The following is a 25,004-nucleotide window of genomic DNA, read 5'->3' as shown; positions in this document are numbered from 1 at the left end:
CGGGAAGGGGCTCAAGCGTCACTCGCTCACCTCAGTGCGTGTGCCCGCTCGCCGCCGGCGCCGGACCAGCGTTCTTGACCGTCAGTGGCAGCAGCTTCTTGCCCGTCGGGCCGATCTGGATGTGGGTGTCCATCTGCGGGCAGACGCCGCAGTCGAAGCACGGGGTCCAGCGGCAGTCCTCGACCTCGGTCTCGTCGAGGGCGTCCTGCCAGTCCTCCCAGAGCCAGTCCTTGTCCAGGCCGGAGTCGAGGTGGTCCCAGGGGAGGACCTCCTCGTAGGTGCGCTCGCGGGTGGTGTACCAGTCGACGTCCACGCCGTGGGCGGCGAGGGCCTTGTCGGCGCAGGCCATCCAGCGGTCGTAGGAGAAGTGCTCGCGCCAGCCGTCGAAGCGGCCGCCGTCCTCGTAGACCGCGCGGATGACGTCGCCGACCCGGCGGTCGCCGCGGGACAGCAGGCCCTCCACGATGCCGGGCTTGCCGTCGTGGTAGCGGAAGCCGATGGAACGGCCGTACTTCTTGTCGCCGCGGATCTTGTCGCGCAGCTTCTCCAGGCGCGCGTCCGTCTCCTCCGCCGACAGCTGCGGGGCCCACTGGAAGGGGGTGTGGGGCTTGGGGACGAAGCCGCCGATCGAGACGGTGCAGCGGATGTCGTTGGACCCGGAGACCTCGCGGCCCTTCTGGATGACGTGGGTCGCCATGTCGGCGATCTGGAGCACGTCCTCGTCGGTCTCCGTGGGCAGGCCGCACATGAAGTACAGCTTCACCTGCCGCCAGCCGTTGCCGTAGGCCGTGGCGACCGTACGGATCAGGTCGTCCTCGGAGACCATCTTGTTGATGACCTTGCGCATGCGTTCGGAGCCGCCCTCGGGGGCGAAGGTCAGTCCGGAGCGGCGGCCGTTGCGGGTCAGCTCGTTGGCCAGGTCGACGTTGAAGGCGTCCACGCGGGTGGAGGGCAGCGACAGGCCGATCTTGTCGTCCGTGTAGCGGTCCGCCAGCCCCTTGGCGATGTCACCGATCTCCGAGTGGTCCGCGGAGGACAGGGAGAGGAGGCCGACCTCCTCGAAGCCCGTCGCGTTCAGGCCGCGCTCCACCATGTCGCCGATGCCCGTGATCGAGCGCTCGCGCACCGGGCGGGTGATCATGCCCGCCTGGCAGAAGCGGCAGCCGCGGGTGCAGCCGCGGAAGATCTCCACCGACATGCGCTCGTGGACGGTCTCGGCGAGCGGCACGAGGGGCTGCTTGGGGTAGGGCCACTCGTCCAGGTCCATGACGGTGTGCTTGGAGACCCGCCACGGCACGCCCGACCGGTTCGGCACCACACGGGCGATCCGGCCGTCCGAAAGGTACTCGACGTCGTAGAACGCCGGGATGTACACCCCGCCCGTCCTGGCCAGCCGGAAGAGGACCTCCTCGCGGCCGCCGGGGCGGCCCTCGGCCTTCCACTCGCGGATGATCCGGGTCATGTCCAGCACGGCCTGCTCGCCGTCGCCGATGACCGCCGCGTCGATGAAGTCGGCGATCGGCTCCGGGTTGAACGCCGCGTGGCCGCCGGCCAGGACGATCGGGTCGTCCTCGGTGCGGTCCTTGGACTCCAGCGGAATGCCGGTCAGATCGAGCGCGGTGAGCATGTTCGTGTAGCCCAGCTCCGTGGAGAAGCTGAGACCGAACACGTCGAACGCCTTCACCGGGCGGTGGCTGTCCACCGTGAACTGCGGGACGCGGTGCTCGCGCATCAGCGCCTCCAGGTCCGGCCACACGCTGTACGTGCGCTCGGCGAGGACGCCGTCCTGTTCGTTCAGCACCTCGTAGAGGATCATGACGCCCTGGTTGGGCAGACCGACCTCGTACGCGTCCGGGTACATGAGTGCCCAGCGGACGTCGCACTCGTCCCAGTCCTTCACGGTGGAGTTGAGTTCTCCGCCTACGTACTGGATCGGCTTCTGCACGTGCGGGAGCAGAGCTTCGAGCTGCGGGAAAACCGACTCGACAGGCATCTCGCGAACCTTCATGAGCTGACAGGGGGGACCATCCAGCGTAACCCGCCCGAGGACCTCTTCCGAACGGTCAGCCCGAGGAGCGGTCCGCGGCCTTCCGCCACCGCTTCGGCAGTTCGGCCTCCGCTGCCGCCGCCCGTGCCTCCTCCCTGCCGTACAGCACCCCGTAGGGGAACGCGCTCTCCCCCGCCGCGTGGGCGACCGCGGCCAGCTCGCGCAGGGTGCGGCGGGCCATGACGCTGTCCTGGTGGTCGCCGAGGAGGGTGGTGAGGGACTTCATGGCGGCGGTGAGACCCCGGGCACGGGCGCCGAGGGCGGGGGTGGCGGCCTCCGCGGCGTACCGGGTGCGCTTGGCCTTCTTGCGGGCCTCGTGCAGGGCGAGGTCGCGCTCCGTGCCGGGCGGCAGGGCCAGCGCCCGCTCCACGAGGGTGGTGAGCTTCGCGAGGTCCTTGTGTACGGCCTTGCCGAGCGCCTTCTTGGGTTTCCGCGCGGCGGCCTTGCGCAGCGGCGGGTCCGCGAGCAGGGCGTCCAGGGTGTTCAGCAGGGCGAGGTGGCGGGGAGAGTCCAGGACGCCGGCGAGGTGGGCGTGGGCGCCGGCGCCTCCGGCCCGCGCCCAGGACGCGAGGCGCTCGCGGGCGGGGCCGGTGGCCAGGCCGGGCGGGAGGGCGTCGAGGGCCGTGGTCAGCCGCTCGGCCAGCACCTCCTGGTCGCGGTCCACGCCCAGTTCCCCCGCGAGCCACTTCAGCTCGGCGGCGAGGGGTTCGGTCGCGGCGCGGTCGAGGACGGTGCGGAAGGTGCGCAGGGTGGCGCGGGCGCGGCGGGTGGCGACCCGCATCCGGTGCACGGTGTCGGGGGTGCCGAGGCGGACGGCGGGGTCGAGGGCGACCAGGGCGTCCCGCTGGGCGCGGAGGTAGGCGAGGACGTGGTCGCCCGCGGTGACCGGCTCGGCGGAGGTGCCGGGCGGGCGGCGCAGGCCCCCGGTGTGTTCGAGGGCGCGGGCCAGTTTGGAGGGCGAGGCGGACGGCCGTACGCCCGCCCTGGCCAGCCGTTTCTCCACCTGGTCGAGGAAGGCGGGGTCTCCCCCGTCGGCCAGCTCGATCTCGATCTCGGTCCACTGTGAGGTGCCGCCTGGGGCGGTGAGCCGCTCGGCGGTCACGGCGTCCACGCTCGCTTCGGCCAGCAGGGTGCCGTCCGCGTCCACCAGATGGCGTACGTCGCGGGCGGAGCGCAGCCGGACCAGCGGGACCAGCTCCGCCTCCCGGACCCGTGAGCGGACCAGGGCGGCGAGTTCTTGGGGCAGGGTGTCGGAGAGGGGGGCCCGGATCTCGTCGCGGACGCCGGGGGCGACCGGCAGCTTGAGGTGCCAGCCGGCGTCCGAGCCGCCGGTGCGGCGGCGCAGGGTGAGCGAGGCGGCGGCGAGGCGCTGGTCGGCGGTGTCGTAGTAGGTGGCGTCGAGTTCGACCAGGCCCTTGTCGAGGACGGCCGCCACCCCGCCGACGCCGGTCAGGTCGGGCAGCCCGCTGTCATCGGATGCGTACTTGCGCTCGATCTCGCGTTTCGTCTCCGCCATGAACCGAATCTAGTGCGCGCCGGGTGGCTACGGCAGAGGGCGTCCCCGCGGGGACGCCCTCTGCCGGGTCGTGAGTCTTACGCCGACATCGGCCGCTGCACCTTGATCGATTGCAGGAGCCCTACGGCCACCCACACCGCGAACATCGATGACCCGCCGTACGACACGAACGGCAGCGGCAGACCGGTGACCGGCATGATGCCGAGGGTCATGCCGATGTTCTCGAACGACTGGAAGGCGAACCAGGCCACGATCCCCGCGGCCACGATGGTGCCGTACAGCTCGGTCGAGTCCCGCGCGATCCGGCAGGCGCGCCACATGATGACGCCGATCAGGAAGATGATGAAACCGGCGCCCAGGAAGCCCAGTTCCTCGCCCGCGACCGTGAAGACGAAGTCGGTCTGCTGCTCGGGCACGAACTGGCCGGTGGTCTGCGAGCCGTGGAACAGCCCGGCGCCGGTCAGCCCGCCGGAGCCGATGGCGATGCGGGCCTGGTTGGTGTTGTAGCCGACGCCGGCCGGGTCGAGGTCCGGGTTGGCGAAGGCCGCGAAGCGGTTGATCTGGTACTGGTCCAGGATGTGCAGCTGCCAGATGGCGATACAGCCCACCACCCCGGCGGCGAGCAGCCCGAACACCCAGCGGTTGGAGGAGCCGGAGGCGAGCAGCACGCCCAGGATGATGGCCACCATCGCCAGCACCGAACCGAGGTCCGGCATCAGCAGCAGGATCATGCAGGGCACGGCGGCCAGGCCGAGCGACTGCGCCACCGTGCGGTGGTCCGGGAACGGCTTGTCGCCCGCGTCCACCCGCGCGGACAGCAGCATCGCCATGCCGAGGATGATGGCGATCTTGAGGAACTCGGCGGGCTGGACGGAGAAGCCGCCGATCACGATCCAGTTCCGCTGGCCGTTGATGGTCGCGCCGAGCGGGGTGAGCACCACCAGGGCGAGCAGGACCGAGGCGCCGTAGAGGATCGGCACCGCGTTGCGCAGGGCGCGGTGGCCCAGCCAGAGGGTGGCGACCATCAGGGCGAACCCGATGCCCAGGTTCATCAGGTGCCGCTCCAGGAAGAAGTACGGGTCTCCCTGGTTGATCTCGGTGCGGTTGCGGGTCGCCGAGAAGACCAGCAGCGAGCCGATCAGCGACAGGGCGAGCGCGGCCAGCAGTATCGGCCAGTCCAGGCGCCGCGTCAGCGAGTCGCGGGCGAAGATCTTGGTCCAGCCGGCCCGCGCGGGTCCGTACCCGGAGACGGAGAAGCTGTTCACGCCGGTCATGAGGGCATCCTCCGGCTTCCCCGCTTGCGGCGCGGGCGCCTTCGGGTGTTGCTGTTGCCGTTCGTGTTCGTGGGTGGTGCGGTGCCGGCGGGCTGCTGGTCGCCGCCGTTGCTCGGGTTGTTCTTCTGGGCGGCCTCGGTGTCCTTCGCCGGGTCCTTGGGGACGGCCGGGGCGGCGATGGTGCCGTCCGTGCGGACCTTGGGCAGGGTCTGCTGCGGCTGGGGCAGCAGCGCCTTCCTGGTGTCGATGGAGCCGTCGCCCTGGACGCCGTAGAGCGCGCTGTAGATGTTGCGCACGGCCTCACCGGAGGCTCCGGAACCCGTACCGGCCTGGGCGATCGTCATGATCACCGTGTAGTCCTTGGAGTAGGTGGCCATCCAGGAGGTGGTCTGCTTGCCGTAGACCTCCGCCGTACCGGTCTTGCCGTGCAGCGGGATCTTGTCCTGCGGCCAGCCGCTGAACTTCCAGGCGGCCGTACCGCGGGTGATGACGCCCGCGAAGGCGTCGTCCATGCCCTTCAGGGTGGCCTGGGTGACCGGCAGCTTGCGCTCAACCTTGGGCTTGATCTCCTGGACGGTCTTGCCGTCGGGGCTGATGATCGCCTTGCCGATGGTCGGGACGTACTCGGTGCCGCCGTTGGCGACGGCGCCGTAGATCATCGCCTCCTGTATCGGCGTGACGAGGGTGTCGCCCTGGCCGATGGAGTAGTTGATCTCGTCACCCTCGCGCATCTTGTCGCCTTCGAGGCAGTTCTCGTAGGCGATCTTCTCGACGTACGTGCCGTCCTTCTTGCCGGTCCTGCACCAGGAGTCCTTGTTGGCCTTCCAGTAGTCCAGCTTCCACTGGCGGTCCGGGACGCGGCCGCCCACCTCGTTCGGCAGGTCGATGCCGGTCGGCTTGCCGAGGCCGAACTGGTGGGCGGTCTTGAAGAAGTAGTCCTTCGGTTGCCCCTTCTTGGGGTTGATGCCGCCGTCCTTCTTCCACTCCTTGTCGGCGATGCCGTAGAAGACGGTGTCGCAGGAAACTTCCAGGGCGCGGCCCAGCGAGATGTCGCCGAAGTTCTCGCCCTCGAAGTTCTTGAAGACCTGGTTGCCCACCCGGTAGTCGCTGGTGCACGGGTAGCCGCCGTTCCACGCGTATCCCGCCTGGACGGCGGCGGCCGTGGAGACCACCTTGAAGGTCGAGCCAGGCGCGGCCTGACCCTGTATGGCCCGGTTGAGCAGCGGGTAGTCGGAGTCCTTGCCGGTGAGGGCCTTGTAGTCCTTGGCGGAGATGCCGCCCACCCAGGCGTTCGGGTCGTACGTGGGCGCGGAGGCCATGGCGACGATGCGGCCGGTCTTGGCCTCCATGACCACGACGGCGCCGGAGTCGGCCTTGTAGTTCTCGCCGGTGATGGAGTCGTACTGGGTGCGGGCGGCCTTCATCGCCTTGTCCAGTTCGTACTCGGCGACGCGCTGGACGCGGGAGTCGATGCTGGTGACCAGGTTCGAACCGGGCTGGGCGGCGTCCGACTTGGCCTTGCCGATGACGCGGCCGAGGTTGTCCACCTCGTAGCGGGTGACGCCGGCCTTGCCGCGCAGCTCCTTGTCGTACTCCCGCTCCAGGCCCGAGCGGCCGACCATGTCCGAGCGCAGATAGGGCGAGCTGGTGTCCTTGGCCTTCTGGATCTCGTCGTCGGTGACCGGGGAGAGATAGCCGAGGACCTGCGCGGTGTTGGACTTGCCGGGGCCCGGGTAGCGGCGCACGGCCTCCGGCTCGGCGGTGATGCCGGGGAAGTCCTCGGAGCGCTCGCGGATCTGGAGGGCCTGGCGGGGCGTGGCCTTGTCGGTGATCGGGATGGGCTGGTACGGCGATCCGTTCCAGCACGGCTGGGGGGTCTTGGCGTCGCAGAGGCGGACCTTCTGCATGACGTCCTCGGTCGGCATGCCGAGGACCCCGGCCAGCTTGGTCAGGACCGCCTTGCCGTCGTCCTTCTGCTTCAGCAGGTCGGTGCGGGAGGCGGAGACCACCAGCCGCGTCTCGTTGTCCGCGAGGGGCACACCGCGGGCGTCCAGGATCTCGCCGCGCACGGCGGGCTGGACGACCTGCTGGACGTGGTTGCCCGACGCCTCCTTCTGGTACTGGGCGCCCTCCCGGATCTGGAGGTACCACAGCCGGCCGCCGAGCGTGCCGAGCAGGGAGAGGACGAGGATCTGGATCACGACGAGCCGGATCTGGACCCGTGGGGTCCGGCCGGTCTCGGGGATGTTGGTCACTGCGGGCTGCTCCCCCTCTCAGCGCACGGACGTCCGGACGCGCGGCACGTGTGTGCGACCGGACCGCGCGCGTACGAATGATGAACGATCAGTCTGTGAGCCCGCGTTCCGCGAAAGCCGACCCGTTCGAGTGAATCGCCCCGGTTCACCGGGGGCCTGACGCGCGTTCACAGCCGCTTGACCCCCTTGATCCGGCCGACCCGCGCGGAGCGGGTGCGGGCCTTGGCCTTGAGCGCGCCGAGTCCGCCGCGCTGGCTGCCGATGCGCAGCCCGGTACCGGAGGACAGCCAGCCGGAGGAGATGTCGGCCGCCTTGGCGCTGGTGGCGGTCTCGGCCAGCGGGTCGTGCTCGCCGCGGCGGGCCAGCCACATCACCGCCGGGACCACGAAGGGGGCCAGCAGCAGGTCGTACAGGGCGGCCGAGATGAGCAGGCCGGGCAGGCCGACATGGCGGGCGGCGGTGTCGCCGACCAGGGCGCCGACCCCGGCGTACAGCAGCGTGGAGCCGATCGCGGCGACGACGACCACGGCCATCGGGCCGGTCGCCGACCGCAGCCGGCCGTGGTCCGGCTTGACCAGCCCGGCGAAGTAGCCGGTCACGCAGAGCACCAGGGCGTAGCGGCCGGCCGCGTGGTCCGCGGGCGGGGCCAGGTCGGCCAGCAGACCGGCGGCGAACCCGACGAGGGCGCCCCCGACATGGCCGTACACCATGGCCAGACCGAGGACGGTCAGCAGCAGCAGATCGGGGACGGCGCCCGGCAGATGGAGCCGGGCGAGGACGCTCACCTGGATCACCAGGGCGACCACGACCAGCGGCACGGAGAGCAGGATCCGGTTGACACGCATGGGGATGGGGCTCCTACGGCTGCTCGTCGGTCTGCGGTTCGTCGGACGGGGACGGGCCGCCCGACGACTGGTCGCCCGGCGACCGGTCGCTCTGCCCGCCGCCCGAGCCGGTGCCCGCGGACGGGGTCACCGTGACCGTCACGGTGGGCGTCGGGACCGGCTTGGGCTTGGCCGGCAGGACCTCGTCGCGCGGGTCCTTCTTCGGCGCCTGGACGACCACGCCGACGACGTCCAGCTTGGTGAAGCTGACGTACGGGGTGACGTACAGGGTGCGGGTCAGGCCGCCGCCGGAGGGGTCGACACGCGAGACCACGCCGACCGGCACGCCGGGCACGAATGGCTTGTCGGACTCCGAGCCGAAGGTGACCAGGCGGTCGCCCTTCTTCACCTCGGCCTTGCCGTTGAGGAGCTGAACGCGCAGCGGGCGGTCGCCCTGCCCGGAGGCGAAGCCGAGTTCGTCGGTGCCCTCCATCCGGGTGCCGACGGTGAAGTCCGGGTCGTTGGCGAGCAGCACCGTGGAGGTGTCGGGCCCGACCGTGGTGACCCGGCCGACCAGGCCGTCGGCGTTGAGGACCGTCATGTCCCGCTTGATGCCGTCGCTCGCGCCGACGTCGATGGTGATGGTCCAGGAGAAGCCCTGCGCCGACCCTATGGCGATGACCTGGGCGCCCTTGATGCCGTACTGGCCCTCGCCCGCGAGCTTCAGCATGCCGTCGAGCTGCTTGAGCCGGCTGCGGTCGCGGTCGTCGCTGCCGAGTTTCGCCTTGAGGGCCGCGTTCTCCTTCTCCAGCGTGGCGAGTCTGCTGTGCCGGGAGCCCGAGTCGCGGATCGCGGAGACGGCGTTGCCGACCGGGTCGACCGCCGAGGACAGACCGTCCTCCACCGGGCCGAACACGGTGGCCGCGACCTGCCGGGCACCGTCGACCGGGGAGTTCCGGCCTCCTCGGATATCCACGGTGATCAACGCGAACGCGATGGCGATCAGCAGGACCAGGAGCAGCCGGCTCTCTTTGGTGTCCCTCACGTGCGGCGGCCGTGCCCTTCCTCAAGTAGGAATTCGTGGGACCCCCCGGAAAAAGCGCGAAAGATGCGGCGCAAATCCAAGCCGCCCATTGGGGGGAGCTTTGGGGGAGCTTATGCCTCTATATCAACGATCCGCCGTACGAGAGGAGAACGTCTCGTACGGCGGAATCGGTGCGCCGTGTCATCGACGCGGCTGGGCGTCCAGAACCTGCTGGAGCGCCTCGAACTCCTCGACGCACTTGCCGGAGCCGAGCGCCACGCTGTCCAGCGGGTCCTCGGCGATGTGGATCGGCATGCCGGTCTCGCGGCGCAGCCGCTCGTCCAGGCCGCGCAGCAGGGCGCCGCCGCCGGTCAGCACGATGCCCCGGTCCATGATGTCGCCGGACAGCTCCGGCGGGCACTTGTCGAGGGTCGTCTTGACCGCGTCCACGATCGCGTTGACCGGTTCCTCGATCGCCTTGCGGACCTCGGCGGCCGAGATGACGACGGTCTTGGGCAGCCCGGACACCAGGTCCCGGCCGCGCACTTCGGTGTGTTCGTCGGAGTCGAGTTCGTACGCGGAACCGATGGTGATCTTGATCTGCTCGGCGGTGCGCTCACCCAGGAGAAGGCTGTACTCCTTCTTGATGTACTGGATGATCGCGTTGTCCAGCTCGTCGCCCGCCACCCGGATGGACTGGGCCGTGACGATGCCGCCGAGGGAGATGACCGCGACCTCCGTGGTGCCGCCGCCGATGTCCACCACCATGTTGCCCGTGGCCTCGTGGACCGGCAGGCCGGAGCCGATGGCCGCGGCCATGGGCTCCTCGATGATGTGCACCTGGCGGGCGCCCGCCTGGGTGGAGGCCTCGATCACCGCGCGGCGCTCGACGCCCGTGATGCCCGAGGGCACACAGACGACGACACGCGGGCGGGCCAGATAGCGACGCTTGTGGATCTTCAGGATGAAGTAGCGCAGCATCCGCTCGGTGATCTCGAAGTCGGCGATGACGCCGTCCTTCAGCGGCCGGACCGCCACGATGTTCCCCGGCGTCCGGCCGATCATCTTCTTCGCTTCGGCGCCGACCGCCAGGATGCCACCGGTGTTGGTGTTGATCGCGACGACGGACGGCTCGTTCAGTACGATTCCGCGACCCCTGACGTACACCAGCGTGTTGGCGGTCCCGAGGTCGACAGCCATGTCACGGCCGATGAACGACATTGAGTTCCCCATCCGGATTCATCTGGCCTTCCTGAGCTTTTGAGGGCATGTCAGGCAAGGCGAGGCGGGTGCTGTGACGTGAAGGCCTCTATCGTAAACGCGCCTGCACGAACACTGCGCGAGGGTCCTGGCCATTGTCACCAGATGGCGGGCCGCCCCGCTTGTGGAGACGGGCGTTCGGGGGCGCTCGTTCCCTCTATCGCCGGTATCACGCGCGCGCCGGGAAGAAGATCTTCACCTCGCGCTCGGCGGACTCCTCGGAGTCGGAGGCGTGGATCAGGTTCTCCCGGACGATGACGCCGAAGTCGCCGCGGATGGAGCCGGGCTGGGCGGCGATCGGGTCGGTCGGGCCGGCCAGCTGCCGCACGCCCTCGATGACCCGCTCGCCCTCGACGATCAGGGCGACGACGGGACCGGAGGACATGAACGCGACCAGCGGCTCGTAGAAGGGCTTGCCCTTGTGCTCGCCGTAGTGCTGCTCCAGCGTGTCCTGGTCCAGGGTGCGCAGTTCCAGCGCGGTGATCTGCCAGCCGGCCTTGCGCTCGATACGGCTGATGATCTCGCCGGTCAGGCCGCGACGGACGGCGTCGGGCTTGAGCAGGACGAGGGTGCGCTGGCTCACGGGGGGACTCCTTACGCGTGGGACGTGTGCGGTGGGACGAGGTTACAGGGCGTGTCCGTGCGCCCGTTACGCAGCGTCAGCCGGGGGCTCGGCGGTGGCGGCGAACCGGGCCTTCGCCTCGTCCACCTTCCGGCCGAAGTGCACCGAGGCCCACCACAGGGCCGCGAACACCGCGCCCATGAAGTACATGGTCGGTACGAAGACGCCGGAGGCGATCAGAGCGATCTGGAGGGCCCAGCCGAGGGCGACGCCGCCGGGGCGGGTCACCATGCCGCACAGCAGCACGCACAGGACCATGGCGATGCCGCTGACCAGCCAGACGGTGGAGACCGACAGGCTCGGGTCCTTCATGGCGACCAGACCGGCGAAGCCGATGACGAAGAACTCGCCGATCAGCGTGGATGAACAGAGCGTACGCACGTCGGACTCCTCAGCCCTTGCCCAGCAGCAGCCGGGCCTCGCCGACCGTGATGACGGAACCGGTGACCAGCACCCCGCCGCCCGCGAACTCGCCCTCTTCCTCGGCCAGCGTGATCGCGGCCTCCAGGGCGTCGGGCAGCCGCGGTTCGACCTGGACCCGCTCGTCGCCGAATACCTCGACGGCGATGGCGGCCAGTTCGTCCGCGTCCATGGCGCGGTGGCTGGAGTTCTGGGTGACGACGACCTCGGCGAAGATCGGCTCGAAAGCCTCCAGCAGCCCGCGCACGTTCTTGTCGCCGCTCGCACCGACCACGCCGATCAGCCGCGTGAAGTCGAACGCCTCGCGCACCGCCTCCGCGGTGGCCTCGGCGCCGGCCGGGTTGTGCGCGGCGTCCAGGACGACGGTGGGAGACCGCCGTACGACCTCCAGGCGGCCCGGCGAGGAGACGGCGGCGAACGCCTTGCGGACGGTGTCGATGTCCAGCGGTTCGGCGCGCTGGGCTCCGACGCCGAAGAACGCCTCCACGGCGGCGAGCGCCACGGCCGCGTTGTGCGCCTGGTGGGCGCCGTGCAGCGGGAGGTAGACCTCGGGGTACTCGCCGCCGAGGCCGCGCAGGGTGAGCATCTGTCCGCCGACGGCGACCTGGCGGGCCATGACGCCGAACTCCAGGCCCTCGCGGGCCACGGTGGCGTCGACCTCCACGGCCTTCTTCAGCAGCACCTGGGCGGCGTCCACGGGCTGCTGGGCCAGGATGACGGTGGCGCCCTGCTTGATGATGCCGGCCTTCTCGCAGGCGATCTCCCCGGTGGTGCCGCCGAGGCGGTCGGTGTGGTCCAGGCCGATCGGGGTGACGACGGCGACGTCGCCGTCGATCACGTTGGTGGCGTCCCAGGAGCCGCCCATGCCGACCTCCACGACGGCCACGTCGACCGGCGCGTCCGCGAAGGCGGCGTAGGCCATGCCGGTGAGGACCTCGAAGAAGGACAGCCGGTACTCCTGGGCGGCGTCCACCATCTCGATGTACGGCTTGATGTCCTGGTAGGTCTCGATGAAGCGCTCGGCGGAGACCGGGGCGCCGTCCAGGCTGATCCGCTCGGTGACGGACTGCACGTGGGGGCTGGTGTAGCGGCCGGTGCGCAGTTCGAAGGCGCCGAGCAGGCACTCGATCATGCGGGCGGTGGAGGTCTTGCCGTTGGTGCCCGTGATGTGGATCGAGGGGTACGAGCGCTGGGGGTCGCCCAGGACGTCCATCAGCGCGGAGATCCTGCTGACCGAGGGCTCCAGCTTGGTCTCGCCCCAGCGGGTCGCCAGCTCCGCCTCGACCTCGCGCAGCGCCTTGTCGACCTCCGGGTCCTCGGGCCGCGCGGGCACGTCGGCCTGCGGCGCGCCGCCCTGGGTACGGAGGGTACGGCTGCCGGCCTCGATGACGGCGAGGTCGGGGTCGCGGTCGGTCTCGGCCTCGATGATCTCCTCGAAGGAGTCGAGGGGGTCGGGCCGGTCGTTCTCGTGCGGGAGGTCGCTCACGGGTATCAGTCTACGGAGCCCCGCTGACATGGGTGCCCGAAGGCCCCGGCACCTTGCCGGTACCGGGGCCTTCGGGCCGTACGGGCCGTTACGCCTGCGGCAGCTTCGCCAGCTGGCTCTCGATCCGCGAAATGTCCTCGTCGGCCTTCGTGAGCCGCGTGCGGATCTTTTCCACGACGTGGTCCGGGGCCTTGGCCAGGAAGGCCTCGTTGCCCAGCTTGGCCTCGGCCTGCTGGCGTTCCTTCTGCGCGGCGGCCAGGTCCTTCGCCAGGCGCTTGCGCTCGGCGGCCACGTCGATGGTGCCGGAGAGGTCGAGGGCGACCTCGGCGCCGGCGATCGGCAGGGTGGCCGTCGCCGTGAAGGAGTCGCCCTCCGGCTGGAGGCGCAGCAGCTGGCGGATGGCCGCCTCGTGCGGGGCGAGCGACGTGCCGTCCAGGGTGAGCCGGGCCGGGACCCGCTGGCCCGGCTGGAGGCCCTGGTCGGCGCGGAAGCGGCGGACCTCGGTGATCACCGACTGGAGCGCGGAGATCTCCTGTTCGGCGGCCGCGTCGCGGAACCCGCTGTCGGCCGGCCACTCGGCGATGACGATGGACTCGCCGCCGGTCAGCGTCGTCCACAACGTCTCCGTGACGAACGGGACCACCGGGTGCAGCAGCTTCAGGGTGACGTCCAGGACCTCGCCGAGGACCCGCTTGGAGACCTCGGCCGGCTCGCCGCCCGCCTGGAAGACGGTCTTGGACAGCTCGACGTACCAGTCGAAGACCTCGTCCCACGCGAAGTGGAACAGGGCGTCCGACAGCTTGGCGAACTGGAAGTCCTCGTACAGCGCGTTTACTTCGGCCACGACCGAGTTGAGCCGGGAGAGGATCCAGCGGTCCGTCGCGGACAGCTTCGAGGCGTCCGGCAGCGGGCCCTCGACCGTCGCGCCGTTCATCAGCGCGAAGCGCGTCGCGTTCCAGATCTTGTTGGCGAAGTTGCGCGAGCCCTGGACCCAGTCCTCGCCGATCGGCACGTCGACGCCGGGGTTGGCGCCGCGGGCCAGCGTGAAGCGCAGGGCGTCGCTGCCGTACTTGTCCATCCAGTCCAGCGGGTTGACCGCGTTGCCGAAGGACTTCGACATCTTCTTGCCGAACTGGTCGCGGACCATGCCGTGCAGGGCGATGGTGTGGAACGGCGGGGTGCCGTCCATCGCGTACAGGCCGAACATCATCATCCGGGCGACCCAGAAGAAGAGGATGTCGTAGCCGGTGACCAGGACGGAGTTCGGGTAGAACTTCGCGAGCGACTCGGTCCGCTCCGGCCAGCCCAGGGTGGAGAAGGGCCACAGGCCGGAGGAGAACCAGGTGTCGAGGACGTCGGTGTCCTGGTGCCAGCCCTCGCCGGCGGGCGGCTGCTCGCCGGGGCCGACGCAGACGACCTCGCCCTCGGGGCCGTACCACACCGGGATCCGGTGGCCCCACCACAACTGCCGCGAGATGCACCAGTCGTGGAGGTTGTCGACCCAGTCGAAGTACCGCTTCTCCATCTCCTGCGGGTGGATCTTGACCTTGCCCTCGCGGACCGCGTCACCCGCGGCCTTGGCGAGCGGGCCGACCTTGACCCACCACTGCATGGACAGGCGCGGCTCGATGGTGGTCTTGCAGCGCGAGCAGTGGCCGACCGAGTGGACGTACGGCCGCTTCTCGGCGACGATCCGGCCCTCGGCGCGCAGCGCGGCGACGATGGCGGAGCGGGCCTCCAGGCGGTCCATGCCCTGGAAGGGGCCGTGGACGGTGATCACGGCGTGTTCGTCCATCACGGTGATGGACGGCAGGTCGTGGCGCTGGCCGATCTCGAAGTCGTTCGGGTCGTGCGCCGGGGTCACCTTGACGGCGCCGGTGCCGAACTCGGGGTCGACGTGGGCGTCGGCGACGACCGGGATGGAGCGGTCGGTCAGCGGGAGCTTGATGAGCTTGCCGACGAGGTGCCGGTAGCGCTCGTCCTCGGGGTGGACGGCGACGGCGGTGTCGCCGAGCATCGTCTCGGCGCGCGTGGTGGCGACGACGATCGAGTCGTCCCCGTCGCCGTACCGCATGGAGACCAGCTCGCCGTCGTCGTCCTGGTACTCCACCTCGATGTCCGAGATGGCCGTCAGACAGCGCGGGCACCAGTTGATGATGCGCTCGGCGCGGTAGATCAGCTCGTCGTCGTACAGCCGCTTGAAGATGGTCTGGACGGCCTGGGAGAGGCCCTCGTCCATGGTGAAGCGCTCGCGGGACCAGGCGACGCCGTCGCCGAGTCGGCGCATCTGGCCGGAGATCTGACCACCGGACTCGCCCTTCCACTTCCAGACGCGCTCGACGAACGCCTCGCGGCCCAGGTCGTGGCGGGACTTGCCCTCCTTGGCGAGCTCGCGCTCGACCACGTTCTGGGTGGCGATGCCGGCGTGGTCCATGCCGGGCTGCCACAGGGTCTCGTAGCCCTGCATGCGCTTGCGGCGGGTCAGGGCGTCGATGAGCGTGTGCTCGAAGGCGTGGCCCAGGTGGAGGGAGCCGGTGACGTTGGGCGGCGGGATGACGACGGTGTACGGCGGCTTGTCGCTCGTCGCGTCCGCCTCGAAGTAGCCCCGCTCTACCCAGCGCTCGTACAGCGGCCCCTCTACATCGGCCGGCGCGTACTGGGTCGGCAGTTCGGGGTCGGGCGCGGGTGGCTGCTGCTGAGCGTTCTCGGTCACGGGGGTCAGTTTAGAGGGGTCACGGGCGGGTCCCGAAACGCGTTTGTTCTGTAACGGTGCGGCCCCCGGTGCCCTGCGCCCTCGCGGGCTGGTTCAGGATGTCAGGGACATATAAGCGTCCTAGGGGGATCCCAGAGATGAGCACCAACCAGCCGGGCCCGTACGGCCAGCCACCCCAGCAGCCGGGCCCCTACGGCCCGCCGGGGCAGCCCGGCCCGTACGGACAGCCGCCGCAGCCCGGTCCGTACGGCCAGCAGCCCCCGGCCGGCCCGTACGGACAGCCGCCGCAGGCCCCGCCCCAGGCGCCGCCGCAGCCCGGTTACGGCTACCCGCAGCAGGCCCCGCCGCAGCCGGGCTACGGCTACCCCCAGCAGCCGGGGACGCCCCCGCAGCAGAACCCGTACGGCCAGCAGCCCTACGGCCAGGCTCCTTACGGTCAGCAGCAGCCGTACGGCGGCATGCCGCAGCCGCCCCAGCCGGGCGGCGGCAAGAAGAAGGCCGCTCTGATCATCGGCTCGGTCGTGGTCGTGGCGGCGATCGTGGTGGGCGTGGCCGTCCTGCTCGGTGGCGGCAGCGACGGTGGCGGCAGCGTCGCGGACGACGGTCCGCACAAGCTGATCACCCCGAGCTCGGTGATCAACGGGACGTACACCAAGCAGGACGGCTCGGACGGGACCTCGGGCGGGTTCGACGACTCCGACAAGTCGGACTTCCAGAAGTGGGGCGTGAAGAACCCCACCGAGGTCAGCGCCGGTTACGAGTCCGGGACCGGGCTGACGAAGAAGGGCCTGTCCCTCAGCGGGGTGTACGGCACCATCGACGACCCCGAGAGCGTGGTGGACGCCATGTTCGCCAAGGCCAAGTCGGAGGCGTCGAAGGACCAGAGCGACTCCGGCGTCACGGGCAAGCTGATCGGCAGCCCGGAGACCGTCCATCCGGCCGGGTTCTCCAACGGCGTCATGAAGTGCCAGATGGCGCAGATCGACAGCACCGACTCCTCGTCCTCGGACGCCGGCATGCCCAAGAGCTTCAAGATGCCGGTGTGCATCTGGGGCGACCACAGCACCGTCGCGCTCGTGACGAACTACAGCGTGGCCTCCCTCGCCTCGGGCCAGGCCGGCTCCCTGGACGACACGGCGGACCTGACGGCGAAGCTGCGCAACGACGTGCGGGTCAAGGCGTAACCGCTCTGGCAGACAAGCCTGTTGGCTTCTTGTCGGCCTGCCGAACACCCCCAAGGCGCGCGAAAGGGGCCCCGGTCCGGTGACCGGGGCCCCTTCAGCGTCGTACGGGCGGCTGGTTACGCCGTCTTCTGCTCGCCCGAGCCCCGGCCGCGGGCGTCACGCGGGATCAGGGTCGGGTTGACGTTCGAGAGGACCACGTCGGCGGTGATGACGACGCGGGCGACGTCCTTGCGGGACGGGACCTCGTACATCACGCCCTGGAGGACTTCCTCCATGATGGCGCGCAGGCCGCGGGCGCCGGTCTGGCGGAGGATGGCCTGGTCGGCGATGGCCTCCAGGGCCTCACGCTCGAAGTCCAGCTCCACGCCGTCGAGTTCGAAGAGGCGCTGGTACTGCTTGACCAGCGCGTTGCGCGGCTCGACGAGGATCTTCAGCAGGGCCTCGCGGTCCAGGTTGTGCACCGAGGTGATCACCGGCAGCCGGCCGATGAACTCGGGGATCATGCCGAACTTGACCAGGTCCTCCGGCATGACGTCCTCGAAGACGTCCTTGGCCTCCAGCTCGCGCTTGGAGAGGATGGTGGCGCCGAAGCCGATGCCCTTGGCGCCCGCGCGCGCCTCGATGATCTTCTCCAGACCGGCGAAGGCACCGCCCACGATGAACAGCACGTTCGTCGTGTCGATCTGGATGAACTCCTGGTGCGGGTGCTTGCGGCCGCCCTGCGGCGGGACCGAGGCGGTGGTGCCCTCCAGGATCTTCAGCAGGGCCTGCTGCACGCCCTCGCCGCTGACGTCGCGGGTGATCGACGGATTCTCGCTCTTGCGGGCCACCTTGTCGATCTCGTCGATGTAGATGATGCCCGTCTCGGCCTTCTTGACGTCGTAGTCGGCGGCCTGGATGAGCTTGAGGAGGATGTTCTCCACGTCCTCGCCGACATAGCCCGCCTCGGTCAGCGCGGTCGCGTCGGCGATGGCGAACGGCACGTTCAGCATGCGGGCCAGGGTCTGGGCGAGGAGGGTCTTGCCGGAGCCCGTGGGGCCCAGCAGCAGGATGTTGGACTTCGCCAGCTCGATGGCGTCGTCACGGCCGCTCCCGCCGCCGTTCTCGCCCGCCTGGACCCGCTTGTAGTGGTTGTACACCGCGACGGACAGGGCCTTCTTGGCGGCCTCCTGGCCGACCACGTAGCCCTCCAGGAACTCGTAGATCTCGCGGGGCTTGGGCAGCTCCTCCCAGCGCACCTCGCTGGTCTCGGCGAGCTCCTCCTCGATGATCTCGTTGCAGAGATCGATGCACTCGTCGCAGATGTACACACCGGGCCCTGCGATGAGCTTCTTGACCTGCTTCTGGCTCTTGCCGCAGAACGAGCACTTGAGCAGATCGCCGCCGTCACCGATGCGTGCCACGGTGTGCTTCCCCTTCGCCTGGGAGCCGCCTGGACACTGCGTTCCAGCGGCTCCTGGTGCTGCCTTATGTCCGACGGTACCTTGCCGGGCCCGATGTTCGGGCCCCCCTTGGCAGGGTTCACTTGCCGTGAGCCCTGCCGTGGGGGGCTTGAGAGCGCGCCGCTCCGCGTCAGCGGACCTCGGCGTTGTTCAGCTTGCGGGTGGAGATGATCTGGTCGACGAGGCCGTACTCCAGCGCCTCCTCGGCCGTGAGGATCTTGTCGCGCTCGATGTCCTCGCGGATCTTCTCCAGCGGCTGGTTCGAGTGCTTGGCCAGCATGTTCTCCAGCTGCTCGCGCATCCGGGTGAACTCCTTGGCGATGATCTCCAGGTCGGAGAGCTGGCCGCGGCCGGTGGAGCCGGCCGGCTGGTGGATCAGCACGCGGGAGTTCGGCAGCGCCATGCGCTTGCCCGGAGTGCCGGCGGCGAGCAGCACGGCCGCGGCGGAGGCCGCCTGGCCCATGCACACCGTCTGGATGTCGGGCTTCACGAACTGCATCGTGTCGTAGATCGCCGTCAGGGCGGTCATGTCGCCGCCGGGGCTGTTGATGTAGATCGAGATGTCCCGGTCCGGGTCCATCGACTCCAGGCACAGCAGCTGCGCCATGACGTCGTTGGCGGAGGCGTCGTCGATCTGGACGCCCAGGAAGATCACGCGCTCCTCGAAGAGCTTCGCGTACGGGTCGTACTCGCGGACGCCCTGGGAGGTGCGCTCGACGAAGCGCGGGATCACGTAGCGGGCGTCGGGCCGGGGCCCTTCGTACAGGCCGCTGGCCGCGCCGGGGAAGTTGCTCATGGGATGTTCACCGTCCTGGTGGCGTTCTGGGGGGCGTGAGTGGTGGCGGTGCGTGGCGTGGCCGGGCCGGTCAGGCACCGGTGCCGCCGCCTCCCGGAACACCCGAGGCGTTCGTGATGATCTCGTCAATGAGACCGTACTCCTTGGCCTCTTCCGGGGTGAACCAGCGGTCGCGGTCGGCGTCGCGGGTGATCGTCTCGAAGGTCTGGCCGGAGTGCAGCGCGGTCAGCTCGGCCATGCGGCGCTTGGTGCGCAGCAGGTACTCGGCCTGGATCTTGATGTCCGTGACCGAACCGCCGAGGCCCGCGGAACCCTGGTGCATCATGATGTCCGCGTGCGGCAGCGCGAAGCGCTTGCCCGCGGCGCCGCCGGTGAGCAGGAACTGGCCCATGGAGGCCGCCATGCCCATCGCGATGGTGACCACGTCGTTCGGGATGTACTGCATGGTGTCGTAGATCGCCATGCCGGCCGTCACCGAGCCACCGGGGCTGTTGATGTAGAGGTAGATGTCCTTGTCCGGGTCAGCGGCGAGGAGCAGCAGCTGAGCGGTGATCTTGTTGGCGATGTCGTCGTCGACCTGCTGGCCGAGGAAGATGATCCGCTCGCCGAGCAGCCGGTTGTAGACCTGGTCGCCGAGGCCGCCACCGATGGAGGGCTCGCCGGCGGCGGAGGGCATCAGATTCGTCACGTATCCACCTGCTCGTCTCACGACGGCGCCGGGCCGTCTCACGTCGTCCTGCCGGGGGTTCGGGAGTTTCAGGAGACTCCCCTGCCCCCGTACTCATGGACCCTAACGCTCGGGCACCTTCGGGGAATCCCGGAGTAGCGGCTGTTCGCCGGGGGCGTAGCGCTCCGCGGGTGGGGCCGGTGCGGATCAGGAGGTGCCGGGTGCGGATCGGGGGGAGTGCGGATCGGGGGCGGGTGAGGGTCGTCGTCGGGGTGCGGGTGACGAGGTGCCCTTGTAGCGGCTTGGCCGCGGGGGGTACGACGACGGGCCCCCGGGAAGTCCCGGGGGCCCGTCGTGCGGGGTTCAGAGGTGCTGTGAGGCGGTTCAGGCCTCGGTGGGCTCCTCGGTGGCCTCGGCCTCGGGAGCCTCGGTCGCCTCGTCCTCGTCGTCGCCGAGGTCCACGATCTCGCCGTTGGTGTCCTTGACCGTGGCGGCCTCGACCACGACGGCCAGGGCCTTGCCGCGGGCGACCTCGCCGACCAGGAGCGGCACCTGGCCGCCCTCGACGACGGCCTGGGCGAACTGGTCGGGGGACATGCCGGAGGAGGCCGCACGCCGCATGAGGTGCTCGGTGAGCTCCTCCTGGTTGACGTTCAGCTGCTCCTTCTTGACCAGCTCGTCCAGGACGAACTGGGTCTTGATGCCCTTGACCGCGGCCTCACGGGTCTCGGTCTCGAACTCCTCGGCGGTCTTGCCCTGGATCTCCAGGTACTTGTCGAGGGTCAGGCCCATCTGGCCGAGCTGGTGGTGCTCGAGGTTGTGCTTGCGGGTGTTGACCTCGTCCTCGAGCAGCTTCTCGGGGACCGGGACCTCGACCAGCTCCAGGAGCTTCTCCAGGACGCGCTCCTGGGCCTGCGTGGCCTGGTCGAACTCCTTCATGTTCGCGAGGCGCTTGCGGCTGTCCGCCTTGAGCTCGTCCAGGGTGTCGAACTCGGAGGCGAGCTGCGCGAAGTCGTCGTCCAGCTCCGGCAGTTCACGCTTGGCGACCTGAGTGACCTTGACGGTGACCTCGGCCTCCTTGCCCGCGGCGGAGCCGCCCTTCAGCTCGGAGGTGAAGGTGCTCTCCTCGCCGGCGGACAGGCCCTTGACGGCGTCGTCGATGCCGTCCAGTAGCTCACCGGAGCCGATGGTGTACGAGACGCCGTTCGCGACGCCGTCCTCCAGCACCTCGCCGTCGACCTTGGCCTCCAGGTCGATGGTGACGACGTCGCCGTCCTCGGCGGCGCGCTCCACCGGGGAGGTGGAGGCGAAGCGCTCGCGCAGCTGCTCGACCGACTTCTCGACGTCCTCGTCGGTGACCTCGATGGCGTCGACCTCGACCTCGATGCCGGAGTAGTCCGGGATCTCGAGGGCCGGGCGGACGTCGACCTCGGCGGTGAAGTTCAGCGTCTCGCCGTCCTTCAGCTCGGTGATGTCGACCTCGGGCTGGCCCAGCGGGCTCAGCTCGGCCTCGTTGACCGCCTCGGTGTAGAACTTCGGAAGCGCGTCGTTGACCGCCTCCTCCAGGACCGCACCGCGGCCGAACCGCTGGTCGATGACGCGGGCAGGGATCTTGCCCTTGCGGAAGCCCTTCACCGTGACCTGCTGGTTGATCTTGCTGTACGCCGCGTCGAGGCTGTCCTTGAGCTCCTCGAAGGGCACCTCGACAGTGAGCCGAACCCGGGTCGGGTTCAGGGTCTCCACGGCGCTCTTCACGGTTCGGTCTCCTTGTGGCTGACTGCTTGGGTTCTGCCGGAGCCAGACAGGTCCGGCGGATTCGCCGCCCGGAGGAGTACGTAGGCCGTGAGGGCCGGGGCACACGGGCGTGCAGCTTGCATAGTAACCGCAGGCGTTCGGCGCCCCAAAAGGCGATCTCCGTGGCGCCGCCGGCGGAACGCGGCCAGTAGTCGGCCGCAGGGCCGATCGGTGGTCGGGGTGGCGGGATTTGAACCCACGGCCTTCCGCTCCCAAAGCGGACGCGCTACCAAGCTGCGCCACACCCCGTTCGTGTGCGACACGTAGGGTACATGGCCGGGCGGTCCGCGTCGGCCGCATTCCCCGAGGCGGGGCGCGTGGTGTCCGCGGACGGAACGTGTTGGCCCAAGCGGCGGACGACCCGCTACGATGCCTGAGTGCCGCGGTCCCCGGACCTGCGGCGCAACGCTGCGGGCGTAGCTCAATGGTAGAGCCCTAGTCTTCCAAACTAGCTACGCGGGTTCGATTCCCGTCGCCCGCTCCATCCGGCGAAGGCCCAGGTCAGAGGGTGAATTTACCCCCTCCACCTGGGCCTTTGCCGTCAGCCGGCCGACGCGGGCCCCCTCCTCCCCCGCTCACAGTAAGCACCGCTCCGAGACCTTCGACGTTACGGGAGCCGTCCGGGGTGAGTTACGTTCCGGACCGGTTCGGAACGTAACTCGGATACGCAGGGGGAGAGATCATGCGGGTCAAGGACTTCGATCATCTGGTGCTCAACGTCTCGGACGTCGAGCGGGCGCTGGCGTTCTACACCGGGGTGTTGGGGCTCGCCGGGGAGCGAGTCGAGGAGTGGCGGGCCGGAGAGGTGTCGTTTCCGTCGGTGCGGGTCAGCCCCACCACCGTCATCGATCTGTTCGAGCGGCCCCGCGGCGAGTCCAACGTCGACCACATCTGCCTGGTGGTGGACCCGCTGGACTGGCAGGAGGTCGTCGACTCCGGCACCTTCGACGTGATCGAGGGGCCCGTGCCGCGGTGGGGCGCGCGGGGTTCCGCCGAGTCGATCTATGTGCGCGATCCCGAGGGAAACACCGTGGAGCTGCGCTGGTACCCCGAGGACGCCGCCGGATGAGCCCCGCGGCCGGCGGGCGCCCCAGGGACCCGGCGATCGACGCGGCGGTGCTGGCGGCGACCGTACGGCTGCTGCGCGAGGACGGATACGGAGGGCTCGCGCTGGAGAAGGTGGCGGCCGTCGCGGGCACCAGCAAGGCCGCCGTCCGCCGCCGCTGGCCCCAGCGGCAGCGCCTGGTGATCGACGCGCTCGCCTCGGTCCTCGTCGTACCGCCCGCCCCGGACAACGGCTGCACGCGCTGCGATCTGCACCAGAGCGTGCGGCTGCTCGCCGAAGTGCTGCACGAGCGGCTGCCGGCCGGGGTGCTCGCGCCACTGATCGCCGACTGCTCCGGCGAACCCGAGCTGCACGAGTACCTGCTGCACAGCCTCGTACGGCCCGGCCGGGCGGCCGCCGCGGTCGCGATCCGGCGGGCCCTCGGCCGCGGCGATCTGCGGCCGGACGTGGACCCCGAGCTGCTCGTGGATCTGCTCGCCTCGGTGGTGTACCGGCGGGAGCTGTTCGGCGAGGCACCCGTCGACGCGCCGGCGGCGCGCGCGCTGGTGGACCTGCTGCTGCGCGGGGTGGCCGTGGACTTCGACCGCCTCGTGTTCATCAGCCGGCAGCCGGCCGAGCAGCGGCACCGGTTCCACTAGCGGCGGCCGGCCTCGGTCACGAGCGGCGGCCGGCCTCGGTCACGAGCGGCGGCCGGTCAGAACTTGATCGAGGAGATCGAGTCCGCTATCGAGTTCAGGAACCGCTGGATGGACGGCGCCATCCCGCTGGAGGCCAGGAAGAAGCCGAAGAGGACGGCCACCAGGGCCGGTCCGGTCTTGAGACTCTTCCCCCTGATGAGCACCACCAGGATGACCGCCAACAGCACCACTACGGACAGCGAAATGGCCACAACTGATCACAACCCTCGGTCGGTCCCGCTCCCGGCCCGGGGATACGGCCCGCACCCCCGCCAGAACCATCGTGCCACCAACGGGCCTGCTCCATGCGGCCGCTGACGGGATGTCGTACCGGCCGTCCCGGCGCGGGCGACGCACCGCACTGCAATTCGAAGGACGCCCGCACGGTACTCCGGCCGAAATCGGGCCGGTTCGTTTCCATGTCCACACATCTCGTGTGCAGGTAATTCGAATTGTTGTCACCCGTATGACAACCTGCGAGAGCCGAGGTGCGGTATGCCCCAATTATTGGGGATGAATCTGGACATCGGGGGCCAACGGCGGACCTCTGTGTGTGCATCATCACGTGCACCAGGGAGGCGAGTTCGGAAAGTCCCGGGGCATACGAAGGCGATAACGAGGAATGACGTGGGGGGTTTTACGGAATCCCGCCGACGACGCTAGGGTGCCTGAGATGTTTGACGCCGCCTCCTCCCCCGGCCAGAACCCACGGCCACTCCCCCCGGCACAGTCGCCGGCGGACGGAGTGCCCGGACCGCGCGCCCCACAGCGCCCGCAGGAGGAGCCGGCGAAGGCGGTCAGACCCGGCAAAGAACGCGATCCGTTCTTCGACAACGCCAAGTACCTGGCCATCGCGCTGGTCGCGATCGGGCACTCCTGGTCCCCCCTGAAGACCGACAACCGGGCCCTCGAAGACCTGTACAACGTCGTCTACACCTTCCACATGCCGGCGTTCATCGTCATCTCCGGCTATTTCTCGCGCAGTTTCGACATGCGCCCGGACCGGTTGAAGCGCCTGGTCACCGGCGTCGCCGTGCCGTATGTGCTGTTCCAGCTCGCCTACTCGCTGTTCAAGCGGTACGCGGGCCACATGGACGGTCCGATCAACCTGTTCTCGCCGTACTACCTGACGTGGTTCCTGCTCGCGCTGTTCGTGTGGCGGATGACCAGTCCCCTGTGGAAGCTGGTGCGCTGGCCGCTGCCGGTCGCGCTCGGGCTCGCCATGCTCGGCTCGGTCACGCCGGGGGTCGACGACAGCCTGGACTTCGGCCGCATCCTCCAGTTCCTGCCGTGTTTCGTCCTCGGACTGCTGCTGAAGCCGGAGCACTTCGCGCTGATGCGCACCCGGCGGATGCGGATCCTGTCGCTGCCGGTGTTCGCGGCGGCGCTGGCCATCGGCTGGTGGACCGCGCCGCACATGAACGACAACTGGTTCTACCGGCAGGACTCCGCGCAGGAACTGGGCGCCCCCTGGTGGATCGGGCCGCTGATGACGCTGGCCATGTTCGGCTGCGCCGTGCTGCTCACCGCCTGCTTCCTGGCCTGGGTGCCGGGCCGCCGTACCTGGTTCACCGCGCTCGGCGCGGGCACGCTGTACGGCTATCTGCTGCACGGCTTCGTGATCAAGAGCGTGCTTTTCCTGGGCGGCTTCGACATCGCCCTGCGCTACGGCGACTACGGCTCGGCCGTCGTCACCGTCCTCGCGGTGGCCACCGTCACGGTGCTGTGCACCAAGCCGGTGCAGCGGGTGTTCCGCTTCGCCATGGAACCCAGGATGGCGTGGGCCTTCGTCCAGGACGCGACGCAGCTGGCCCGCGAACGGCAGGGCAAGGAGCGGGAGCCGGTGAAGGCGGGCGTCTGAGGGCGGGAGCCGAAGCCACCCGCCGAAGCCACCCGCCGAGGCCGAAGCCGGGCGCCCGATGCCGGGCGCCGACGAG

Annotated in this window: 20 protein-coding genes and 2 tRNA genes; 5 read left to right on the top strand and 17 right to left on the bottom strand. The window is 69.7% G+C overall.

Going from position 1 to position 25,004, the window contains the following annotated elements; all coding sequences use genetic code 11:
* Positions 1 to 31 precede the first annotated feature (31 nt).
* From ACE4Q9_RS22185 to ACE4Q9_RS22135, 11 genes are all read right to left on the bottom strand, one after another.
* Entirely contained in the window at positions 32 to 1,993 is a 1,962-nt protein-coding gene (locus ACE4Q9_RS22185) for a TIGR03960 family B12-binding radical SAM protein (RefSeq protein ID WP_397985970.1), read from the bottom strand.
* Positions 1,994 to 2,063: 70 nt separating this feature from the next.
* Positions 2,064 to 3,563 (bottom strand): CHAD domain-containing protein, encoded by a 1,500-nt coding sequence (locus ACE4Q9_RS22180; RefSeq protein ID WP_397985969.1) that lies wholly within the window; start codon positions 3,561 to 3,563, stop codon positions 2,064 to 2,066.
* A gap of 77 nt (positions 3,564 to 3,640) precedes the next feature.
* A complete protein-coding gene (gene rodA / locus ACE4Q9_RS22175; RefSeq protein ID WP_397985968.1) occupies positions 3,641 to 4,837 on the bottom strand; it encodes a rod shape-determining protein RodA in 1,197 nt (398 codons plus the stop codon).
* Positions 4,834 to 7,092 carry a penicillin-binding protein 2 gene (gene mrdA, locus ACE4Q9_RS22170; RefSeq protein WP_397985967.1) on the bottom strand — a complete coding sequence of 753 codons (2,259 nt, stop codon included), beginning with the start codon at positions 7,090 to 7,092 and terminating at the stop codon, positions 4,834 to 4,836. Before mrdA ends, rodA begins: the two co-directional genes overlap by 4 nt.
* A gap of 167 nt (positions 7,093 to 7,259) precedes the next feature.
* The gene (gene mreD / locus ACE4Q9_RS22165; RefSeq protein WP_397985966.1) at positions 7,260 to 7,937 is read right to left on the bottom strand and encodes a rod shape-determining protein MreD; all 678 of its coding nucleotides are present in this window, start codon (positions 7,935 to 7,937) and stop codon (positions 7,260 to 7,262) included.
* A 13-nt stretch (positions 7,938 to 7,950) separates the two neighbouring features.
* Entirely contained in the window at positions 7,951 to 8,961 is a 1,011-nt protein-coding gene (gene mreC / locus ACE4Q9_RS22160; protein WP_397985965.1) for a rod shape-determining protein MreC, read from the bottom strand.
* A gap of 180 nt (positions 8,962 to 9,141) precedes the next feature.
* Positions 9,142 to 10,161, bottom strand: coding sequence for a rod shape-determining protein (locus tag ACE4Q9_RS22155; RefSeq protein ID WP_046421714.1), 1,020 nt, complete (start codon positions 10,159 to 10,161; stop codon positions 9,142 to 9,144).
* 208 nt (positions 10,162 to 10,369) lie between these two features.
* Complete coding sequence (ndk, locus tag ACE4Q9_RS22150; protein WP_397985964.1) at positions 10,370 to 10,783, bottom strand: nucleoside-diphosphate kinase; 414 nt, start codon at positions 10,781 to 10,783, stop codon at positions 10,370 to 10,372.
* A gap of 66 nt (positions 10,784 to 10,849) precedes the next feature.
* Positions 10,850 to 11,203 (bottom strand): DUF4233 domain-containing protein, encoded by a 354-nt coding sequence (locus ACE4Q9_RS22145; protein ID WP_397985963.1) that lies wholly within the window; start codon positions 11,201 to 11,203, stop codon positions 10,850 to 10,852.
* 10 nt (positions 11,204 to 11,213) lie between these two features.
* Positions 11,214 to 12,758, bottom strand: a complete 1,545-nt coding sequence (locus ACE4Q9_RS22140; RefSeq protein ID WP_397985962.1) for a bifunctional folylpolyglutamate synthase/dihydrofolate synthase — start codon at positions 12,756 to 12,758, stop codon at positions 11,214 to 11,216.
* A gap of 58 nt (positions 12,759 to 12,816) precedes the next feature.
* Positions 12,817 to 15,441: a valine--tRNA ligase gene (locus tag ACE4Q9_RS22135; protein WP_397985961.1), complete on the bottom strand. Its 2,625-nt coding sequence runs from the start codon at positions 15,439 to 15,441 to the stop codon at positions 12,817 to 12,819.
* A 137-nt stretch (positions 15,442 to 15,578) separates the two neighbouring features.
* Here ACE4Q9_RS22135 and ACE4Q9_RS22130 point away from each other — a divergent pair, with 137 nt between their 5' ends.
* Entirely contained in the window at positions 15,579 to 16,625 is a 1,047-nt protein-coding gene (locus ACE4Q9_RS22130) for a hypothetical protein (RefSeq protein ID WP_397985960.1), read from the top strand.
* A gap of 116 nt (positions 16,626 to 16,741) precedes the next feature.
* On the opposite strand, the gene clpX is transcribed toward ACE4Q9_RS22130, so the two are convergent.
* The 5 genes from clpX to ACE4Q9_RS22105 form a co-directional block, all read right to left on the bottom strand.
* Entirely contained in the window at positions 16,742 to 18,028 is a 1,287-nt protein-coding gene (gene clpX, locus ACE4Q9_RS22125; RefSeq protein ID WP_093477665.1) for an ATP-dependent Clp protease ATP-binding subunit ClpX, read from the bottom strand.
* 169 nt (positions 18,029 to 18,197) lie between these two features.
* On the bottom strand, positions 18,198 to 18,863 hold the full coding sequence (locus tag ACE4Q9_RS22120) for an ATP-dependent Clp protease proteolytic subunit (RefSeq protein WP_397985959.1): 666 nt from the start codon (positions 18,861 to 18,863) through the stop codon (positions 18,198 to 18,200).
* A 70-nt stretch (positions 18,864 to 18,933) separates the two neighbouring features.
* Complete coding sequence (locus tag ACE4Q9_RS22115; RefSeq protein WP_397987296.1) at positions 18,934 to 19,539, bottom strand: ATP-dependent Clp protease proteolytic subunit; 606 nt, start codon at positions 19,537 to 19,539, stop codon at positions 18,934 to 18,936.
* Positions 19,540 to 19,914: 375 nt separating this feature from the next.
* Positions 19,915 to 21,285 carry a trigger factor gene (tig, locus tag ACE4Q9_RS22110; RefSeq protein WP_397985958.1) on the bottom strand — a complete coding sequence of 457 codons (1,371 nt, stop codon included), beginning with the start codon at positions 21,283 to 21,285 and terminating at the stop codon, positions 19,915 to 19,917.
* A 211-nt stretch (positions 21,286 to 21,496) separates the two neighbouring features.
* Positions 21,497 to 21,573: transfer RNA gene (locus tag ACE4Q9_RS22105), tRNA-Pro, on the bottom strand.
* A gap of 161 nt (positions 21,574 to 21,734) precedes the next feature.
* On the opposite strand from ACE4Q9_RS22105, the gene ACE4Q9_RS22100 reads away from it, so the two are divergent.
* The 3 genes from ACE4Q9_RS22100 to ACE4Q9_RS22090 all read left to right on the top strand — a co-directional run bounded on the left by ACE4Q9_RS22100 (position 21,735) and on the right by ACE4Q9_RS22090 (position 23,028).
* A tRNA-Gly gene (locus ACE4Q9_RS22100) sits at positions 21,735 to 21,808 on the top strand.
* 198 nt (positions 21,809 to 22,006) lie between these two features.
* Positions 22,007 to 22,393, top strand: a complete 387-nt coding sequence (locus tag ACE4Q9_RS22095; RefSeq protein ID WP_397985957.1) for a VOC family protein — start codon at positions 22,007 to 22,009, stop codon at positions 22,391 to 22,393.
* Positions 22,390 to 23,028, top strand: a complete 639-nt coding sequence (locus tag ACE4Q9_RS22090; protein ID WP_397985956.1) for a TetR/AcrR family transcriptional regulator C-terminal ligand-binding domain-containing protein — start codon at positions 22,390 to 22,392, stop codon at positions 23,026 to 23,028. Before ACE4Q9_RS22095 ends, ACE4Q9_RS22090 begins: the two co-directional genes overlap by 4 nt.
* A 56-nt stretch (positions 23,029 to 23,084) precedes the next feature.
* Here ACE4Q9_RS22090 and ACE4Q9_RS22085 read toward each other — a convergent pair whose 3' ends face one another.
* Complete coding sequence (locus ACE4Q9_RS22085; RefSeq protein ID WP_397985955.1) at positions 23,085 to 23,279, bottom strand: hypothetical protein; 195 nt, start codon at positions 23,277 to 23,279, stop codon at positions 23,085 to 23,087.
* Between the two features lie 461 nt (positions 23,280 to 23,740).
* On the opposite strand from ACE4Q9_RS22085, the gene ACE4Q9_RS22080 reads away from it, so the two are divergent.
* Positions 23,741 to 24,928: an acyltransferase family protein gene (locus ACE4Q9_RS22080; protein ID WP_397985954.1), complete on the top strand. Its 1,188-nt coding sequence runs from the start codon at positions 23,741 to 23,743 to the stop codon at positions 24,926 to 24,928.
* The last annotated feature ends 76 nt before the right edge of the window (positions 24,929 to 25,004 follow it).

Source organism: Streptomyces sp. AM6-12 (assembly GCF_044327085.1).
Lineage (GTDB): Bacteria > Actinomycetota > Actinomycetes > Streptomycetales > Streptomycetaceae > Streptomyces.
Note: the sequence above shows the minus strand (reverse complement) of the source record. Positions and strands in the feature narration are given on the sequence as shown.

Bases quoted from the DNA above. Each gene is read 5' to 3' on its own strand.
- ACE4Q9_RS22095 (WP_397985957.1), top strand. From the start codon at position 22,007: ATGCGGGTCAAGGACTTCGATCATCTGGTGCTCAACGTCTCGGACGTC.
- ACE4Q9_RS22115 (WP_397987296.1), bottom strand. From the start codon at position 19,539: ATGCCCTCCGCCGCCGGCGAGCCCTCCATCGGTGGCGGCCTCGGCGAC.
- ACE4Q9_RS22120 (WP_397985959.1), bottom strand. From the start codon at position 18,863: ATGAGCAACTTCCCCGGCGCGGCCAGCGGCCTGTACGAAGGGCCCCGG.
- ACE4Q9_RS22090 (WP_397985956.1), top strand. From the start codon at position 22,390: ATGAGCCCCGCGGCCGGCGGGCGCCCCAGGGACCCGGCGATCGACGCG.
- rodA (WP_397985968.1), bottom strand. From the start codon at position 4,837: ATGACCGGCGTGAACAGCTTCTCCGTCTCCGGGTACGGACCCGCGCGG.
- ACE4Q9_RS22155 (WP_046421714.1), bottom strand. From the start codon at position 10,161: ATGTCGTTCATCGGCCGTGACATGGCTGTCGACCTCGGGACCGCCAAC.
- ACE4Q9_RS22180 (WP_397985969.1), bottom strand. From the start codon at position 3,563: ATGGCGGAGACGAAACGCGAGATCGAGCGCAAGTACGCATCCGATGAC.
- ACE4Q9_RS22130 (WP_397985960.1), top strand. From the start codon at position 15,579: ATGAGCACCAACCAGCCGGGCCCGTACGGCCAGCCACCCCAGCAGCCG.
- ACE4Q9_RS22140 (WP_397985962.1), bottom strand. From the start codon at position 12,758: ATGTCAGCGGGGCTCCGTAGACTGATACCCGTGAGCGACCTCCCGCAC.
- ACE4Q9_RS22080 (WP_397985954.1), top strand. From the start codon at position 23,741: ATGTTTGACGCCGCCTCCTCCCCCGGCCAGAACCCACGGCCACTCCCC.
- ACE4Q9_RS22185 (WP_397985970.1), bottom strand. From the start codon at position 1,993: ATGCCTGTCGAGTCGGTTTTCCCGCAGCTCGAAGCTCTGCTCCCGCAC.
- mreD (WP_397985966.1), bottom strand. From the start codon at position 7,937: ATGCGTGTCAACCGGATCCTGCTCTCCGTGCCGCTGGTCGTGGTCGCC.